This is a genomic window from Nitrospira sp. NS4 (assembly GCF_049546785.1).
Classification (GTDB): domain Bacteria; phylum Nitrospirota; class Nitrospiria; order Nitrospirales; family Nitrospiraceae; genus Nitrospira_D.
Genome location: NZ_JBMWAN010000004.1, coordinates 361376 through 380372 on the forward strand (window position 1 = coordinate 361376; position 18997 = coordinate 380372).

Genomic DNA, 18997 nt, shown 5'->3' on the forward strand with positions numbered 1-18997 from the left:
CCCACACCAACTGCGTGAGACCTTCACCACGGTTATGCTGCCTTCACATCCAAAAACTGCTCGATCTCCTGCCACACTCCCTGACGAATCCGTTCGATCTGCTCCGGCTGCTCGATTTTTCCGCCCTTGGCATCCGTCACGTAGAACACGTCGGCGACCTGGTCGAGCCGCGTGGAAATCCGCGCCGCATGCACCGACAGGCCCTGCCGGAAAATCGCATTGGTGATCACGTATAACAACCCCTGCCGGTCGTCGGCGAACACATCGACGATGGTATAGCGGTCGGACGTCTCGTTGTCGATCCGCACCTCGGTCGCCTTGCCCGCCGGAACGGCCGGGCGCAAGGCCGACAGCCGCGTGCCGCGCCTGACGACCTCCTCGACCGGCACCTTGCCCTGCAGCACGGACCGGATCATGTCCCCGATCGCCTCACGACGTTCGTCCGGCGGCGCCCCGCTGTAGTCCGGGTCGCTCACCTGGAACGTATCCACGACCACGCCGTCCTGCCGTGTCAGAATCTGCGCATCGAGAATCTGCAGCCCGTTCGCGGCCATCACCCCGGCGATCTTCGAAAAGATCCCCGGAATCACGTCGTTGAACGTCACCACGGCATATTCGCAGGTCCCGAGCGCCCCATTGAATTCGGCATCGACCAGGACCTCTCCGGGACTCAACCGCCGGATCGTGGCCAAATGGGCGGCGATCCGCGCCGGCGGCGTCCCGTAGGCATACCGCAAGGGAAACTGGCGCAGCTGCGCTTCGACCCAGGGCTGGGAAATCTCGACTTGGGCGCGCAATACCGGTTGCAGGAGAACGTCTGCGGCAATGCGCTTCAGCCGTTCCGGCGCATCAGCGGCCTCCCGCTCACCGGACACCTCCTGCATCGTCCGAACATAGAGTTCGACCAGCAGCGACTCTTTCCATTTGGTGAGCACCCCGGGACCGACGGCTGCGATATCGGCGGCCGTGAGCACCAGCAGTTTCCGCAAGACTTCGGGCGTCCCGACTTCTCTGGCAAACGGTAGCACGACCTGTTCATCGTTGGGATCGCGGCGAAACGCCGTATGCGCCATCATCAAATGCCGATGCACCAGAAACACGAGGGTCCGGCGCTCGGCCTCGTCGAACCCCAAGCGCGTCGCCGCGTCATCGGCGATCCGTCGCCCGACTTCGCTGTGATCCTCTTCCTGACCTTTGCCCAGGTCATGGAGGAAGACGGCAAGATGCAGCAGATCCTTCCGCTTGATCTCCCGATAGACTTCGCCCAGCATGCCCTGATCCTGCGCGAACGACTCGACTTTGGCGACGGCCAGCAGGCTGTGCTCATCGACCGTATACTTGTGGTACTGATTGAACTGCATGAGTCCGCGAACCGCCGAACAGACCGGAACCAGTTTTTCCAGCAAATGGGCGCGATGCATGGCTTCGAGCGTCTTGGCGGTGCCGGGGCCGGCCAGAATCTGCCGGAAAGTAAGGCTGGCCTCCGGTGTTTGAAATCCCTCATCCGACAGGCCTTCCATATGCCGGTGAATGTCTTCCAGGAGAGAGGATTCGATCGACAGCCGCTTCGACCGGGCCAGATCGAAGAGCCGCATGAGCAGCGCGGGACTCTCCAGGACGCGCGGGCGCAAGTCAGGGGGGACGGTCAGCGTGTCCCGGTTCTGCACAAAATAGGTGTCCACCTTCGGGAGGGGCAGCCACTGCGTCATGCGCTCCCAGAGCGAGTGCGACTTGCACCGCCCGACGAAGCGCATCGTCGCCTCATGGAGCCCCATCGTGTGCCGGTAATACTGCTGCATGAACTGCTCGACGGCGAGGAGATGCGGCCGGTCTTCGAAACCGAACCGGGCCGCCAGCCACACCTGTTCGTCGAAGGAGAGGATTTCCTGCGCCATCCCGGCATGCACATGGAGCAAGCCCCGCACGCGCAGCAGAAACTCTCTCGCCTCGCTGACGGTGGCGTAGTCCTGCCGCGAGAGGATACCCCGATCGGACAGTTCCCGGATCGTCGACGCCTGATAGCGGGCGATTCCCGCCCATTGCAACAGATGCAGATCGCGCAGCCCGCCCTGGCTCTTTTTCACATTCGGTTCCAGAAGGTAGACCGTCTCGCCGAACTTTTCATATTCCCGGCGGCGCTCGGCCAGCTTCTGCTCGAGATATTTATCGACACCCGTCGTCGCCACTTTGCGGACGTAGACGGAGTGAAACTCCTGAAACAGCTGGGCGTTGCCCGCCAGGAACCGGGCCTCCATCATGGAAGTGCGTACCGTCGCATCGCTCAATCCCAGACTGACGCAATCCTGAATCGTGCGGACACTGTGGCCAACTTGAAAGCCGATGTCCCAGAGGGGGTGGAGGACCTGCCGGACGAACTCCGGCACAATCTTCGCGGCCTCGGGACGGAACAGGATCATCAAATCGATGTCCGAATAGGGCGAGAGTTCGCGACGGCCGTAGCCGCCGAGGGCGACCAGACAGCACTGCTGCAACGCGGCGGCCATCATCGCCTCGCCGCCGTGACGCCCCGCGATCCGATACCGGCCGACGATCAAGGCGTCGGCCAGGTCCGTCTGTGCGGCCACCACATCGGATCCCGACGCCCCCTCCATCAGACACTGCGTGATCGCCTTCCGCTGCTCGGCCAGCATGGATCCCAGCGACGCCGGATCGGCATCCGAGAGGGCCAGGACCTTTTGATCGGACGAGACGTTCACAACGCGGTGTCCCCCGTTTCTCCCGTCCTGATCCGGACGGCCATGCTCAGATCGCGCACGAAGATTTTCCCGTCGCCGATGCTGCCGGTCTTGGCCGTGCGCGTGATCGTATCGAGCACCCGCTGGACCTGGCTGTCCGGCACGGCCACCTCGATCTTCACTTTCGGCACAAACTCGATCGTATATTCCTGCCCGCGATAGGTCTCCTTGTGACCTTTCTGACGGCCGAATCCTTTGACCTCGGTGACGGTCATCCCTTGAACGCCGATCTCGAGGAGCGCGTCCTTGACCTCATCGAGTTTGAACGGCTTGATAATCGCCTCGATCAATTTCATGTCGTTTCCTCCTAGAAAAGCCGACCGCTCCCGGCCGTCAGCGGTCGGCAATCCGGAACCTGCCCGTCCCTCTTCGCTGACGGCTCATTGCCGACCGCTGTTCGTCTCGCTTACGAATAGGCGCGTTCGTTGTGCTGGCTCAGGTCCAATCCCGTCGCCTCTTCCTCGGGGGCGACGCGGAGCGCCGTCATCCCGCCCACCAGCTTCAGCAACACGAACGTACCCGCCGCCGAAAAGACGGCGACGACTACCGCGGTCAGCAGCTGCACGCCGAACTGAGCCGCGTTGCCGAAGAAGAGCCCGTCGGCCCCTGCGGCATTGATCGCCTTGCTGGCAAACAAGCCGGTGGCGAGAATGCCCAGGATCCCGCCGACACCATGAATCCCCACGACATCAAGGGAGTCATCATAGCCGAATCGCCCCTTCCACACAATTGCGAAATAGCACGCCAGGCCAGCGATTGCGCCGATCAAGAGGGCTGAAAACGGGCCGATATAGCCGGCCGCCGGCGTCACCGTCGCCAGGCCGGCCACGGCGCCGCTCGCCACGCCGAGGACTGTCGGCTTCCCGCGATGCCCCCACTCGACCACGCACCACACCAACGCCCCCATGCAGGCGGCGAGATGCGTCGCCAGGATCGCCGACACCGCAAGGCCGTTGGCACCCAGCGCGCTCCCGCCGTTAAACCCGAACCAGCCGAACCACAGGAGTCCCGTTCCCAGCAAGGTCATGGGAAGGTTATGGGGCGCCATATAATCGGTGCCATAGCCGTACCGCTTGCCCAGAACGATGGCGCACACCAGCGCCGCGGCGCCGGAACTGATATGCACGACCGCGCCCCCGGCAAAATCCAACGCGCCCATCCTGGCCAGCCATCCGCCTCCCCAGATCCAATGGGCCACCGGAGCATAGACCACGAGCGACCAGAGGGCGGCGAACAAGACCATCGCGCTAAATCGTTTCCGCTCGGCAAAGGCGCCGGCAATGAGTGCCGGCGTAATCGCCGCAAACATCAGTTGGAACAGCATGAAGGCGGTATGGGGAATCGTGGGCCCATAGGTCGCATGCGGGTCCGCGCCCACCCCGCTCAGCCCGATCCACTCCAACCCGCCGATCACACCGCCGTGATCGGGGCCGAAGGCGAGACTGTAGCCGACCACAATCCACAGCACACTGACCACGCTCATAATCATGAAGCTCTGCATAATCGTGCCCAGCACGTTTTTGCTGCGAACCAACCCGCCATAGAACAACGCCAGGCCCGGAATCAGCATCAGCAATACCAGCGCCGACGACATGAGCACCCAGGCCGTGTCACCCGTATCGACCTTCAGGGCCGCCGCCTGCGCGCCGGCGTCCGGAATGCCGATCAGCAACGAACCCAACAATCCCGCCCCTGCACCGAGCAGGGCGGCGAACCGTTTTTCCATGGCCACGATCTGCCTCCTTTGCATTGAGAAGCAAGAGGGCCGGAGCCGGAGACGAGAGGATGGCTTCGTCCTCTCGCCCCCCGCCCGTGCCCCTGGCCCAACAGTTAGAACGTCTTCGTGAACTTCAGCTTGTAGAAATCCTCGTTGTCGCCGTAGTCATGGCCCGCGGTAAACCGGAAGGCCATCCCTCCCGCCAACTTCATTTCCACATAGGGACCGAGCCACCGGTAGTAGTCCTGCTGCGCGTAGGCCGCGCTGTTATCGCGGGTGCTCAACAGATGCTCATAGTGCAACCCGAACGAGAACATGCTATTCACCCGATAGCCGGCATTCACCCAATAGTGCAGGAAGTCCCAGGTCCCTGTCCTGCCGTCGGCGCGGCCCGGATTCGGGGTCTCCGGGACCGTGCCGTCCGTCCTGCCGGACTTATAATAGCCCATATAAAACTCGCCCTCGAACCGGTTATCGAGATAGTTCGCCGTCAGACTCGGCACCCACCCGTCGAACGCTGTGGTGCGCGCGTTCACATTGCTGCCGCCTTTGCTGAACGACCCCGCACGGCTCGACAACAACATCCCGTGCACGGTCCCGATCATCGGCGTGATAGAAAGCCGCTTATCCAGGAAGGTGGCGTTGAGCCCCAGATCGAATTCGAGCCAGGGATTCTGGTCATGCGCTCCGACGCCGCCTATATTAGTCCAGTAGGTGGTGCTGAAAGCTAACGCCACATCCTTAGTCAATCCGTAGGTGCCGTATAGAGCAGGATTGAATCCGAAGAAGCTGTCGGCCTGCAGCGCCATCGTCACGGCCACGGGATGCTTCGTCTGGTCCATGAGATCGTCCGTCACGCCGGCGCGAGACTTGGAGGGAAACAGAGCAAGAAGACCAACCCCTAAGACAACTCCAAACACCCATCCTCGTACATTCTGTCGCACTCGCTTTTGCATGGCACCTCCAGAGAATGAAATTCCATTATCCCGTCAGCCTCTCAGAGAGAGGCCGACATGCCTAGAATCTCTGGCGCCATTGCCAGCGAAGATGACCGACGCCCTTGTCGGCCTCCGTCCGCCCAAGCAGAGAAGTCCCGCGGAGCCTCTCTGCGACACTCACACTGTCATCGATAGCCGTTTGTGATCGGCATCCGCCGATCCTTGCCGAACGCGCGATGGGTGATCTTGATCCCGATCGGCGCCTGGCGGCGCTTGTATTCGCTGCGGTCGACCAGTGCAATCACCCTGGCCACGACCGCCCGGTCGAACCCCATCGCCGTGATTTCCTCCAGCGAGCGATCCTCCTCCACATACGCCTTGAGAATCGGATCCAGCACCGGATAGGGCGGCAGACTGTCCTCGTCCTTCTGGTTCGGCCGCAGTTCCGCCGTGGGCGCCCGATCCAGGACGCGTTTGGGAATCACCGCCGATGTTCCCATGGCATTGCGCAACCGGGACAGGTCATACACCATCGTCTTGGGCACATCCTTGATCACCGCAAAACCGCCCGCCATGTCCCCGTACAAGGTGGCATAGCCGACGCTCATCTCGCTTTTGTTCCCTGTGGTCAACACCAGATGGCCGAACTTATTGGAGAAGGCCATCAGCAAGTTGCCGCGGATACGGGCCTGGAGATTTTCCTCTGTTGTATCCACCGGCCGTCCGGCAAACGACGCGGCCAGCGACTGCCGATAGGCATCGAACGCCGGGGTAATGGCAATCGTCTCGTAAGTCAGGTGAAGGCGGCGAGCCAATTCTGCGACGTCCTCCCCACTCGCCTGAGCGGTGTAGGGCGAGGGCATGAACAGCCCCAATACGTTCTCGGCACCGAGCGCATCAACCGCAATCACTGCCGTGAAGGCAGAGTCGATCCCCCCGCTCAAGCCGATCACGACTTTCTTGAATCCGTTCTTGCGGACATAGTCCTGCACGCCGAGCACGAGGGCGTCATACACTTCCGCCAATTCTTCCCGTGGGTTCTGGAGAGACGGCACCACCCTGATCCGCTTCGAGGGAGCGGGCAATTTCACCGTCACCCGTTCAAGCGCGCCAGCCAGCTTGCCGCCAAGAGCCTTCGTCCGCCGCTGGGCCATCCGCTGGCGGGCCACGGCGTCGACATTCACATCGACGAGGAGAAAATCCTCCTGAAAGGCCCTTCCCCGCGCGATCACCGCCCCGGTCTGATCGATCACGAGACTGTTGCCGTCGAAGACCAATTCATCCTGCCCACCCACCGTATTTGTGTAGGTCACGATGACGCCGTTCTCCCGTGCCCGCGTCGCCAGCATCTGCTCTCGGGTCCGGCTCTTGCCGATATGAAACGGCGAGGCATTGATGTTGACGATGACTTCCGCCCCTGCAGCAGCCTGGACGCGGGTCGGCCCGTCTGGAAACCAGATGTCTTCGCAAATATTGACCCCGATCGTCGCCCCTCGAAGGCTAATCAGCGGCAACCTCCGGCCGGGATGGAAATAGCGGCTCTCATCGAAGACGCCGTAGTTCGGGAGGATCCACTTGCTGTAGCTGGCCATCATCCCTCGCTCGCTCAGAACGGCCGCGGCGTTCGACAACTCATGCTGCCCCGCGGCGACCACCGGACGACGGGTCTTCATCTCGCCGGCCTGTCCCTGTCCGACATAGCCGACCACCGCGAGCAGGCCCCGGCACTCCCTGGCAATCTCATCAAGCGCCCGCAGATTGTCCGCGACAAACCGCGACTTCAGCAGCAGATCTTCCGGGGGGTAGCCCGTCACCGCCAACTCCGGAAAGGCCACCACATCGGCCTTGGCTTTCCGGGCTTCCTTGATCCACAATTTGATCGCACGGGTATTCCCGGCAATATCGCCGACCGTGGGATTCATCTGAGCCATGGCGATGCGGAGAATGCGCATCAATTTTCCCTGAGCAACGTGACGCGCACGACACCGGATTGGTCAGAATGGCAGCCCGCCGAGGCCGCAGGACGCGAAATCCACAAGGCGTACTGTTTGAAGTACGTTGAGTGGGTTGAGTGTCCGGGAACGAAGTTGGGGGCCATTCTCACCAACCCGAGCAAAAAAAAACGCCCTCTGGCTTTCCTTCCCATAAACGGGGGAAAATGCCGGAGGACGTCATTGTCCGCCTAACGCAATCGGTACAGCTTGGAGACTCCATTGTCTCCGAAAATGATGGGCAGACTTATAACAATGCCACCGTTGGTCTGTCAATGGGGATTACAGCCATTTATCGGTTTTCCCGGGGATTCGCCGGCATGCCTGTGCTAGACTGCCGTTCTGAAAGGGCACTATGAACACGCATTCCCCTCGCAAGCGAACTGCTGCGCTCCCGCTCATCCTGGCAGGGCTACTCTTCTGCTCGGGATGCGGAGCGTTTTCCGACCAGACCTTGGTCGTCGATAGTGCGGTGGGCGCCGTCTATCTGCAACAGCTCTCCAACAGAGGCGCAACCGTCCGCTATAGCGGTCCCCTCAAGTCCTTCAAGGCCAGCCATCCGGCGACTCTGGATCCTGATATCCTGGCTAAAATATTCACGGGGCTTCATGTCGGCATTATCTCCGCGGACAACCAGGGCAACCCTCGTGGGATCAAACCGACGCCTGTCTTCTCGTCCCGGGAGGTTGCCTTCCTGAGCCCGGCCGTCGCCGGCGCGCTCAAACGGGCGCATCCGGATCAGCGGGTCAAGTTTCAGGTCGGGAGCGGGAACGACGTGACAGATGGGACGCTCTACGTAGACGGACCGGTGATGCACATTGCGTTCACCCACTACCATGCGCCGGCCGAGCGGCCTGACGAGCAACTCTCGATCTACGCCCTGTCGTTCGAGCCGAGTGACTTCCAAGTTCCCTCGGCCACACCGCAGACCTGGATGGAGATTGAACGGGATCAGCCCAGGGTCTCGCTCGCCTACGAACTGCTGGCGAAACTGCCTTCGGTCCTGCCGCTTGCCCCGCCCTCACCGGATCCCGCCATAGCCATACCAGGGTCGGCTGCCGGCCCTGCTCCTCAGGCCACCGAGACCACCCCGGACATGAAGGCCGCCGTGGACAAACAGGCGCAGGAGCTGGAAGCGTTGCGAGCCGAGCTCGAAGCGCTGAAGAAACAACTCCAAGAGCAACAATCCGCCTCACAACCGGGTGCCAGGCCGAAAAACGCGCGATAGCGACAGGGATGTAGCTTGGGGGATCCTCCGAATCAAGGCTGCGGCAGGCTCAACGGCAAATCTCAAGACAAGTCGCCACAGGGGGGCTCAGAAGCGTAAGTTCGACACCGAGCACGTTTCGACGACCCGGCTCATCGGCGCTCAAATGTATCTGAAGATTGCACCGGCCTACGCCCCGCGCTTTTCGGCTCGCTCCTGGATGTCCCCGGCGAGCAGAATTGCTTCGGCGATTTCCCGCATGGACTTCCGCAAATCCATACTTTGTCGCTGGATAAGCTTGAAGGCCTCTTCTTCAGTGAGTTTTTGGGATCGCATGAGATACCCCTTGGCGCGATCCAGGAGTTTTCGCACCGCGAGGGCTTCCTGCATTTCAAAGGACTTTTCCAGCAAGGTGGTGTGTTCGATGGAAATCGCCGCCTGATTGGCGATCGCTTGCATCAATTTCACCTCTTCGGCCGTGAAGTTGTGCGGGACCGAGGTGTAGCTATTGATCACGCCGATGGCCTTATCCCGCATCATCATCGGAACCGACAGCAGTGAGCACAGGCCTTCCTTCACCGCCAGGTCGGGATACATGTAATCCCGTTCCTTGGTCACATCCGGCACAATAATCGGCCGCCGTTCCTGGACCGCATGCCCGCTGATGCTCTGGCCGGCCTTCAGATTGGGCTTCCGCCGGTACTGTTCGCTCAAGCTTTGGGTGGCCGCGATACGAAGCTCTCCACTGGCTTCGTCGAGCAGCATGATCGAACAGATTTTCGAACCCAGCATTTGCGCGGTCATGGTCACGATCAGCTGCAACGTGTCATCGATAATCCGGTTGGAGGCCACGGTTTCAGACACCTGCGACAGCGTTTCCAGTTGCAGGGCCTTTCTACGCATCTGGTCATACAACCGGGCATTTTCAATCGCCCCTCCGACCTGATTCGCGATCGTGGTGAGGAGCGCGAGTTCGTCCTCGCGGTAGCGGCGGGAGCGCTTGTGCTGCACGTTAATGACGCCGATGACTTCCTTCTTCGCGAGAATCGGCACGGACACAAAGGCCTGGTAACGATCTTCAGGAAGGTTATTGAAGAATTTGAACCGCGGGTCTTCGCTGGCATTGCTCGGGATGACCACCCGGGTACGCTCTCGTGCGACCCACCCGGTGATCCCTTCGCCGAGCCCGATCGTGATGCGGCCGATCAGGCGGGGATGCGGGTTCTTCGATGCCCGCAGGATCAATTCATCCCGACCGTCGGACAGGAGGTACAGCAGGCAGGCATCCGCTTTCGTGACCTCAACGACGACCTCGACGATATGCCGCAACACCGCTTCGAGGTCGAGGGTGTTGCTGATCGAGTCGCTGATGCGATGCAGAACATCGACCTCCCGGGTTTTTTCCCGCAGCGCCTGTTCAAGTTGTGCCGAAGCTAACTTCTTGTTTTCCATATCTCCTACTGACTATCGACCCGCGGCTGCGCGACAGGAAGAGGGCCCCGCCTTCCGTCGCCCCCTTACACCGCCCCTGAGAAGCCCGGAACCAGTCCGAAAATACCTGGCGTTCAAGCGGCGCGATCCGGACCCGACCGATGGCTTCAGGCCACACACCGATGACTTTTCCTTGAGAGACCTTCTTGTCGTGCTGCATGGCGGTCCACATCTTGTCGGCTGAACGCGTCGTCGCCCGATCTGACAGACCTGCCTCCCGTACCAACTCCCTGATTCGCGTCACTGTCTCATCAGCGCAATAGCCTTGCTCTCGCGCCAACTCCGCCTCAAGCACCAACCCGACTCCCACGGCTTCCCCATGGATCAACGACCGGTAACCGCCCAGCGCTTCAAGCGCATGACCGATGGTATGGCCGTAGTTCAAAATTCTCCGCCGATCTGACTCGCGCTCGTCTTCAGCCACCACCCGAGCTTTAATCTCGCATGAGCGTTTGACGATCTGCATGACCGCCTCCTGCTCAAGCCGCAACAGCGCCGGCATGGCTTGTTCAAGATACGCAAAGAACTTCTTGTCGGCGATGATCCCGTATTTAATGACCTCCGCCAGCCCCGCAACCCACTCCCGTTTCGGAAGCGTCTTCAATAACTGCGGGTCAATCCACACGGCATGGGGCTGGTGAAATGCGCCGATGAGATTCTTTCCCAATCGGTGATCCACGCCGGTTTTCCCCCCTACACTGGAATCGACCTGGGCCACCAATGTGGTGGGGACCTGAACAAAGGGAATCCCTCGTTGATAAATCGAAGCCGCAAACCCCGTGAGATCGCCGATGACCCCCCCTCCGAGCGCCACCAGAAACGATTGCCGCTCAAACCGATGCTTGGCGAGCACATCAAGGATCTTGCCGATAGTCGAGAATGTTTTTGTTCCTTCACCGGGAGGCAGGATGATCGGAACGGGAGTAAACCCTTCTCTCTTCAGCCTGGCGATCGTCGGCTTGAGGTAATGCCGCGCGACATGCCGATCCGTGACAAGCCCTACCAATCCGGGGGTAGTCAGCGATCGCAGCCTCACTCCGATCTTCCGAACAAGCCCGGGACTGATTGTGATCTTGTAACTCCGGTCTCCCAATGAAACGGGGACCTCATATTCTTGGTGTGCCATGATCGTCACAATTGACCGCCAAGAGGGGCGGCCCGGAATGATCCATCGCCTTCCGGACAGTCCTCTCTGCACTGACCGTTCTATCTTTGAGATAAGCCCGAGTGTGTACCAGGCTCGACGCTGGAGGGATGGTAGCACAGCGCTGAGAATACTAAAAGGTTATCGACGCCCGGCAAATGCCCGCCTGCCTCCTCGAGTGCCGGGCCAGATATACGCCCGGGCCTAGAAAACACTTGACCCGTACCCGTTGCCGCTTCGGCAACGGGTACGGGTCGATGTCCAACCGGCTTCATGTACTGCAGCTATCCCGATTTTCCCACTGAAATCACGACTGCCCCCTCAACTCCTAAATCGCTCGCATGATCGAGGGGGTGATAAAAATCAGCAGCTCTTGCTTTGAAACAGACTCCGACTTATTTTTGAACAACCACCCGAGCACCGGGATACGGGACAAGTACGGAACGCCCTGCACGTTGTTGCCCTGCGTATCGACAAAGACTCCGCCGATCACCATCGTCTCGCCGTCGCGCACGACAACCTGCGTCGTGGCCTCTCGCCGGTCAATGCTGGGTCCGGCAGGATTGCTTCGTGCGCCCACGGAATTACGCGTGGCGCGCACTTTCATCATGATCTGCTTGCCGACCTCCCTCGGGTCTCTCGACGTGATCTGCGGCGTGACATTCAACTCCAGATTCGCATCCACAAATGTCGTCTGCGTGCCTTGGAGCGACGTGGTTTGGAATGGAATGGACTCGCCCTGAGAGATCTTGGCCTCCCGCTTGTCTAACGTCGTGACCTTGGGAGAGGCGATCACCTTCGTCAGTCCCAGCAACTCTCCGGCGGAGAGCCGCAGATCAAGCGCAAACCCCGGAGCAAGCTTCCCGAATTGATATCCGATGGCCGGCACCGCCGGGAGACCGCCCACCTGCGCGGGGAGATTCACGATGAAATCTCTGGGAATATTCGTGCCGCCGGTACCCGCCACAGGGGCAAACGCCCCGGTGGCATTGCCGGCAAACGCAAATGAGTTGGGGCCAAAATCGGAATTCTGAACACCCCACTGGACCCCCAAGCCTCTCGCATAGACCGTGTCCGCCTGAACGATACGCGCTTCGATCTGCACCTGAGGAACCTGCAAATCAAGGCCATCCACCAGTTGCTTCAGAATGGAGAGTTTGGTCTCAGTCTCCCTCACAACGAGGGCATTACTCCCTTGACTGACCGTCATGACCCCCCGGGGGCTGAGATACTGCCGGAGTGAGGTCAACAGTTCCTGCGCTGGAAGGTTCCGGATATAGAATACCCGGTCCACCAATTCCTCCGCTTTGACCTTCGCTTCCTTTGCCCTCGCTTCCTCATCCTGCTGCTTGGCAAGATTGGCCAGCGAGTCAACCCACACAATAGTGCCCTGACGAATCATGCCCAACCCATTCATCTTCAGCAGCATATCGAGGGCTTGATCCCACGGCACACTCACCAACTTCATCGTCACCTTGGCTTTGACCCCCTCGCCCACCACAATATTGAACCCGCTCACCTCCGCGATCAGCCGGAGAATGTTGCTGATATCGGCTTGCTGAAAATCCAGGGAGATCCTGCGCCCCACAAAGCGGGTCTGCCCCGCCACAACATCTTGCGTCTGCACATCATCCGATGGGGTGGCGTCTCCCGCCATTTGAACCGTTCGCGCCTTGAACTTTCCCTGATACAGCCCCACAAACATGGCGCCTCTGTTGTTCACACGCGCAAGAGCATCCGAACGAACCGTATCGGAATCCATGTCTCGGGCGGGGCCGGCCTCCAGGGAGGACGCGTGGTCGGCTGCGGCAGGCTTGAGCGTCACCACGATATCGCTGCCGACAGAGGTCACCACGGAAGCCGGGCGATCAAGGAGATCAAATACCAGTCGAACCTTATCGGCGTGGTCGCCCATCCGGACTCTCTTCAACAGCGGGTGCCGCCCGAGAATCACCGGGGTCTTCAGGGCATGCGATACGGCCGCGAGGTCCACCACCAATCGGTTGTCGTCCAGCCGTTTCGCATCGTGAAACAACTTTCCGTCGCCTTTCACCACCACCGTGACCCGATTCCCCTCAGGACGGACCTCAACCTTGGTCACCATTCGGGCCGGCATATCCGCCAGATCGTTTCTGGCGGCGAGATCTTCCTGATCCCTCACTTCTCCCCCGGCGTCGTGTGCCGGTTCTCCGGCATACGCCGTGGGAGCCCCAAGGATCAGGCCCAAGGCCCCCATGAACCATGCCTGGAGGACATACTTGTTCGTAACCACAAATGGTGTTTTCATTCTACGCCCTCTTTCGGATGGAGAAGCTTGACGTGTTCCCGCTCCTGTTTCTTGCCATAGACATCGGTAAACCGCTCTTGCACGATGATGCCTCGCTCCGTAATCGCACTGACGACGCCGTTGTTCTGCCCCAATCGAGTCCCACGCCTCACCGTATAGCCGAATCCCTCAGGAGTTTGGACCATCGCGGTATATCCGTAGGCGCCCCAGACAATAGCGATCAGGTTGAGCTCCGTTAAATTGACTCGTTGAAGCGGAGGCAGGTTGGCATCCACCTTCCCAGGCTGGAGCTCCTGCACCACAGGGGCAAACGGATCACGACGCCCCGAGGGATCGTAACCAAGCCCAACCCCCGTCTCAGCCGCCGGCAGGTCCACGGGAAGAGGACTCACTGCCTCCGGAGGAGTCACGTTCATCGCAGGCGGCATTGGCGGCCGTTGAATGTCCTGAACGGGCGCCACCTTGATAGACTCCTGCCGGAGAGGATTAATTTGGCTGGGAGGTGTCGTAGTGCCGGCCGACACGCCCGGCGTCGCTGCCGTGGCGCAGACCATCCACCCCCCGAGCAGAGCCATGTGCCAATATCGGGACCGGGATATTTGGTGACACGAGCCGAACCTTCGCATAACTCCTCGATTTCTATTTTCCAGCCGCAGCTGGCTTTGCGAGATTTGCTGCCGGCACGGCAGCGACTTGTTTCTGGGACGGGGCCGCATAGGCCACCAGGTCAAACTGCGTTTGTGACACAACCCGACCCTGATCCATCTTCGGAGATCCAATCCTCAATCCGGATACCGTAATAATCCTCGGCAAACGGTTGATGCGATCAAAAAACAGTGCCGCCGTGTGGTACGCACCGGACACTTCGACGTTCACCGGCATCTTCACAAAAAGCTTGGACGCATCTTCCGCCTGAGCCCCCGGTTTCCACAACTTAATATCCAGTCCCAGCCGCACCCCGAGATCCGACACCTGCTTCAGCAACATGACCGCTTCTTCTTCCGGAGGCAGACGTTCCTTCTTTTTGGCCAGTTCGATCTCAAGCTGCTTGTTCGCAGCCACCAGTTCGTCAAGATGCTTCACCTTGATCGTCAACGTCTGCACCTCGCCATCCAATCGCGCATTCTCGGCCTGCAGGACCTCGATGGCCGCCGATTTCGGCTCGGCAATATAGAAGTAGAACCCGGCGATCAATGCGCCGACGAGCAGACCCAACAAGGCCAGCTTTTGAGCAGCCGGAATGTTCCGCAACATATCGAGATTGAGAGCTGGCACGGCCATACGTCAGCCTTTCAGGCGAAATGCCATCCTGAACTGGTAAATATTGATCTTGCTTTCGACTGCGGCCCGGCTTTCCTGAAGATTGATGTTTGAAAAGAAGTCCGTCCGCCGGAGATTATTGACGAACTCGACCACATCGTCGTTCGTGAGGGCGCGCCCTTCCAACTCCACGGTCTCCGCTGAAACCTTGAGGCTGATCAGCCACACCTTGAGCGGCTCAAGACTTTGGCTGACGTAGTCGAGCACCTTGACGGGTCCCACCCGGGACTGCTCCAACTGGTCAATGATTCGATTTTTGTCTTCCAGCAGCTTCTTTTTCTGTTCAAAATCTTGAACCTGCTTCACCTGCTCTTTCAGTTGCGCAACCTGCTTTTCCTTATCCCGCTTATCCTCTTGCCGCGCTTCGATCTCGCCATCCAACACGGATGAGTACCACCAGCAGCTCGCCAGAGTGATCAGGAGCGCTCCGACCCCCAAGAGCGCCTGTGCCCGCACATCATATTGAGGCTTTGCCGCTCGGCCTTTGGGCCCCGGAAGAAGATTGATGCGAATCATCGGTCCCCCACGAATCTCAAGGCCAACCCGACCGCCACAGAAGCCAGCGGTGCCATTGCCGCCAATTCGTCCTGATCAATACTGCCCGCCGTCGTATCGATTTCTCCGAACGGATTCGCCAATTCTACCGGCGTATGCATATGATCGCCCAGCTGTTGCACTAACCCTTTGGTGCGCGCGACACCGCCGCACACCAGCACCCGGTCAAGCCCCACATCGGGAGCGGCCGTCTTGAAATAATCAACCGTGCGCGCGATTTCCGAGGCCACTTCTCCATTCACACTGTCCATGACGTGTTCAATCGACCCAACTCCCGCATGGCCGGCATCTTGACCTTTCTTCGCCTCCTCCGCCTCCTCGTACGACATTCCCATTTCACGTTGAATGGCTTCGGTATACCGGTTCCCGCCGAGAGGAATATCCCGCGTAAACAACGACACTCCGCCGCGTATGATGTTCACATTCATGACGCTGGCTCCCACGTTGACCAATGCAGTCGTTTCATCCCGCCCCATGGGATAATTTATGGCATGCATATTCTCAATGGCGAAGGCATCGACATCCATGATCATCGGCAGCAATCCCGCGCCTTTCACAAGCTCCGTCAACTCATTGATCTTGTCCTTCTTGGCGGCCACAAGAATTACGGACATCTCCCCGCTCTCGCTCTCCTCCGCGGAAGGGAGCACATGGAAATCAATATTGACTTCGTTGATGTCGAACGGGATATATTGCTCGGCTGCGAGCTTGACCTGCCCCTCGAGTTCTTCATCAGGCATGGGAGGGAGACTGATTTTCTTGACGATCACGGCATGGCCGGAAATCGACACCGCCACCTGATTATTCTTGACCTTCAACTCATCGAACAGCTCGCGGATGGCCGACACGACGCGCCCCTCGTCCATCACCGTTCCATCGACAATCACTTCAGGCTCAAGCGGCTTTATCCCGAACTTCTGCAAGGCATACCGTCCCTTGGACTCTTTCAACTGGACCAACTTGATGGCGCTTGATCCGATATCCAATCCCACAAGCTGACGCTTTGGCGTCAAGAGCGAGACAAGATCGGCTTCAAAGATGTTTTTGAATGAACTGAGCATAAGCCTCACCAAGCAACTCTACATGACCATCGGTTAAACGCGAGCGAATTGTGCATTTCCTCAACACGCCCTTGGATACTGCATTTGCCAGTGCCTCGAACTCGCGGCGGGGAACCCAACGCCCCCTCTTGGGACTGACATCTCCACAGGTACGTCCTTTTCTCTATGCACAAGCGAAGTATAGTTCATGTCCCCGACCTGTCAAGAAATCCCACACTTCTTTCGATTTCACATCTCAAATCGGAAACACTTACAATCTTCTTCGACCAATGTCTTGCGCATGCGTCGGGACTCCGCTTCTTGCCAATTGCCCGCATTCAGCACCATCCGATTCCCCACACCTGCATGCCCTCAAGCCCCCGGCCTGCCAACCGACTCATCGGGCATCCCCAGTCTCAGGCTCTAGTATCATGTCGGCATAGCGCGACGTGAACTTGAGGCCTTGCTGCCAACACTTTTTCAATACGGCGAACTTGAGGACCCGTCCGGCAGGCATTGCGCCTCCCTCAGAAACGATGCGGCTGAGCCGAAGCCCTCACTCAGAGTTCGGCCTATCTGCATCATCAGGGCTCAGGACCGGGACACATCCTCTCCCGACAGACCGCAGTAGCGCAGAAACCCGCTCTGGTTCAGGAGATCGGTGCAGCGGACACTCCTGCACCCGTCGCCCCGACGTTTTCAGAAATGTTCAGGAAACAGACTCGCAGCGACGAGGAGCGAACCAGAACACGTACAGAACCGGCTGGCTAGGATTTATGAAGATCGCGGTGTTTGAGAATGACGTCCAGCCCAAGCGCAGAAAGACTTTCCCTCAGACGACCGGCAATCGCCACGGATCGATGCCGGCCTCCGGTGCACCCGATGGCAATCGTCAGGTAACTACGCTGTTCTCGCTGGTAGAGGGGAATGAGAAACTTCATCAGCCCATCAAGTTGGCCTATCAACGAGATCGCATCCGGATCCGTCAATACGTAGGAGCGAACACGAGGGTCGTCGCCGGGAAGCGGTTTGAGATCGGGCACAAAAAATGGATTCCGGAGAAAACGGACATCGAAGAGCAAATCAATGTCGTACGGGACACCGAATTTGTATCCGAACGTCAGCAAGGTGACCGTTAACTTTCGAGTCGCCGATCCCCGTGCAAATTCCTTGGTCAACAACTCTCGGAGTTCATGAACTGTAAGATCCGAGGTATCGATAATCCGATCGGCATGACGGCGCAGTTCCGCGACACGCTCTTTCTCGTACCGGACCCCTTCGAGCACCGGCACCTGCGGCATCAATGGATGGGGACGGCGAGACTCTGAAAAGCGCCTGACCAGCACCTCCTCTCTGGCTTCCAGAAACAGCAAGTAGATCGAATAGCCAAGCGTCTTGATCCGATCGAGGGTCCCGACCAAGTCAGGGAGAAAGACGCGCTCTCGAATATCGACCCCCAACGCCACGTTGGAGATTTCTCCTCCTTGCTGTTTGCAGAGTTCCACAAAGGTCGGAATCAGAGTCGGCGGAAGATTATCGATGCAGAAATACCCTGCATCCTCAAACGCCTTCAGCGCATGGGACTTTCCAGACCCTGAGAGTCCGCTGACAATGACCAGGTTGAGCTGCGCCATATTCCTCTAGTTAGAGGCCTTTGTTGAGGCCATGAGCGGGAAAGAAAGACCCAGGCCAGGAACACCAACTCCGGTCAGGTATCCACCCTTGCCCGGTATCCAAGCCGGTTTGGCCCCCCACCAAGGTCGGTCTCTCAAGAGAGACTGCACAGCTATGTGCGGAACTTAAAGTGCGCGCCATACCGCGGCGGACTAATCCCTGAATCCCGCGCGGTACGGAAATGCGAGAGGCGCCCCCTGCACAGCACATCATGGCAATCAGGGGGGTACCGGTGGCAGACTTGGTTAGCGCCTTACAACCCAAATCACTGCCCGGACTCAGGACCTGATGCCTGCTCGGGATCGTGGCCGCACAGCCTCCAGATGAGGCTCAACCACCACCACTTGGCCATCCGCCGACCGCTGTGCAAGAAAAATCTTGCCCGTTTCAGGGTTCGCAAACAGCATGAAGGATTCACTCTGGGTGCTAAAGTGGCCATGCACCTCTGTAAGAGCAAGCATAGGCACGGCACGCCGCTCCACCGTGACCTGAGGCTCAGCAGGCAACTCATTGGCAAGCGCCCGCACTGATCGAGGACGCGCGGCTTTTGCCGGCTTGTGACTGACCAGCCGATCTTTCAGCTTTCTGAATTGGACATCGATCCGATCCGACAAGGCATCAATCGTTGCATACATTTCTCTGGTCGACGTCTTCGCCTGCACGCGCTTCCCGTTCACGGTGCACACCGCTTCAGCTTTGTGCTGCAGTTTTTCGACGCTCAAGACCACTTGAATCGTCCCGACCTTCAGTCCGTAGCGATCCAGCCGGTCAAATCGAGTTTCGAGATAGCGGCGCAACGCTGGCGTGACATCCATATGACGACCGGTAATTCTCAGCTTCATGTCTTCCTTCCCCCCTACCCTCCGGTGTCATGGCC

15 protein-coding genes are annotated in these 18997 nt (G+C 59.2%); 1 reads left to right on the plus strand and 14 read right to left on the minus strand.

Going from position 1 to position 18997, the window contains the following annotated elements; all coding sequences use genetic code 11:
• Nucleotides 1-32: 32 nt before the first annotated feature.
• The 5 genes from glnD to ACO9S2_RS13595 all read right to left on the minus strand — a co-directional run bounded on the left by glnD (nucleotide 33) and on the right by ACO9S2_RS13595 (nucleotide 7363).
• A complete protein-coding gene (gene glnD, locus ACO9S2_RS13575) occupies nucleotides 33-2717 on the minus strand; it encodes a [protein-PII] uridylyltransferase (RefSeq protein ID WP_423722916.1) in 2685 nt (894 codons plus the stop codon).
• Entirely contained in the window at nucleotides 2714-3052 is a 339-nt protein-coding gene (locus tag ACO9S2_RS13580; protein WP_423722917.1) for a P-II family nitrogen regulator, read from the minus strand. Before ACO9S2_RS13580 ends, glnD begins: the two co-directional genes overlap by 4 nt.
• 110 nt (nucleotides 3053-3162) lie before the next feature.
• A complete protein-coding gene (locus ACO9S2_RS13585; RefSeq protein WP_423723110.1) occupies nucleotides 3163-4482 on the minus strand; it encodes an ammonium transporter in 1320 nt (439 codons plus the stop codon).
• Nucleotides 4483-4586: 104 nt separating this feature from the next.
• Complete coding sequence (locus tag ACO9S2_RS13590) at nucleotides 4587-5429, minus strand: DUF6733 family protein (RefSeq protein WP_423722918.1); 843 nt, start codon at nucleotides 5427-5429, stop codon at nucleotides 4587-4589.
• 167 nt (nucleotides 5430-5596) lie between these two features.
• Nucleotides 5597-7363 (minus strand): NAD+ synthase, encoded by a 1767-nt coding sequence (locus ACO9S2_RS13595; RefSeq protein ID WP_423722919.1) that lies wholly within the window; start codon nucleotides 7361-7363, stop codon nucleotides 5597-5599.
• A 394-nt stretch (nucleotides 7364-7757) separates the two neighbouring features.
• Here ACO9S2_RS13595 and ACO9S2_RS13600 point away from each other — a divergent pair, with 394 nt between their 5' ends.
• Entirely contained in the window at nucleotides 7758-8630 is an 873-nt protein-coding gene (locus tag ACO9S2_RS13600; RefSeq protein ID WP_423722920.1) for a hypothetical protein, read from the plus strand.
• A 168-nt stretch (nucleotides 8631-8798) separates the two neighbouring features.
• Here the strand turns inward: ACO9S2_RS13600 and ACO9S2_RS13605 are convergent, their stop codons facing one another.
• From ACO9S2_RS13605 to hpf, 9 genes are all read right to left on the minus strand, one after another.
• The gene (locus tag ACO9S2_RS13605; RefSeq protein WP_423722921.1) at nucleotides 8799-10061 is read right to left on the minus strand and encodes a GAF domain-containing protein; all 1263 of its coding nucleotides are present in this window, start codon (nucleotides 10059-10061) and stop codon (nucleotides 8799-8801) included.
• Complete coding sequence (gene aroB, locus ACO9S2_RS13610; RefSeq protein ID WP_423722922.1) at nucleotides 10027-11226, minus strand: 3-dehydroquinate synthase; 1200 nt, start codon at nucleotides 11224-11226, stop codon at nucleotides 10027-10029. Before aroB ends, ACO9S2_RS13605 begins: the two co-directional genes overlap by 35 nt.
• Nucleotides 11227-11572: 346 nt before the next feature.
• The gene (gene pilQ, locus ACO9S2_RS13615; protein ID WP_423722923.1) at nucleotides 11573-13531 is read right to left on the minus strand and encodes a type IV pilus secretin PilQ; all 1959 of its coding nucleotides are present in this window, start codon (nucleotides 13529-13531) and stop codon (nucleotides 11573-11575) included.
• Entirely contained in the window at nucleotides 13528-14106 is a 579-nt protein-coding gene (locus ACO9S2_RS13620; RefSeq protein WP_423722924.1) for a pilus assembly protein PilP, read from the minus strand. The genes pilQ and ACO9S2_RS13620 overlap by 4 nt, the downstream gene beginning before the upstream one ends.
• Before the next feature lie 64 nt (nucleotides 14107-14170).
• A complete protein-coding gene (locus ACO9S2_RS13625) occupies nucleotides 14171-14812 on the minus strand; it encodes a type 4a pilus biogenesis protein PilO (protein WP_423722925.1) in 642 nt (213 codons plus the stop codon).
• Nucleotides 14813-14815: 3 nt separating this feature from the next.
• On the minus strand, nucleotides 14816-15367 hold the full coding sequence (locus tag ACO9S2_RS13630; RefSeq protein ID WP_423722926.1) for a PilN domain-containing protein: 552 nt from the start codon (nucleotides 15365-15367) through the stop codon (nucleotides 14816-14818).
• Complete coding sequence (pilM, locus tag ACO9S2_RS13635) at nucleotides 15364-16467, minus strand: type IV pilus assembly protein PilM (protein ID WP_423722927.1); 1104 nt, start codon at nucleotides 16465-16467, stop codon at nucleotides 15364-15366. The genes ACO9S2_RS13630 and pilM overlap by 4 nt, the downstream gene beginning before the upstream one ends.
• A gap of 746 nt (nucleotides 16468-17213) precedes the next feature.
• A complete protein-coding gene (gene rapZ / locus ACO9S2_RS13640; RefSeq protein WP_423722928.1) occupies nucleotides 17214-18080 on the minus strand; it encodes an RNase adapter RapZ in 867 nt (288 codons plus the stop codon).
• 318 nt (nucleotides 18081-18398) lie between these two features.
• Entirely contained in the window at nucleotides 18399-18962 is a 564-nt protein-coding gene (gene hpf, locus ACO9S2_RS13645; protein ID WP_423722929.1) for a ribosome hibernation-promoting factor, HPF/YfiA family, read from the minus strand.
• Between the last annotated feature and the right edge of the window lie 35 nt (nucleotides 18963-18997).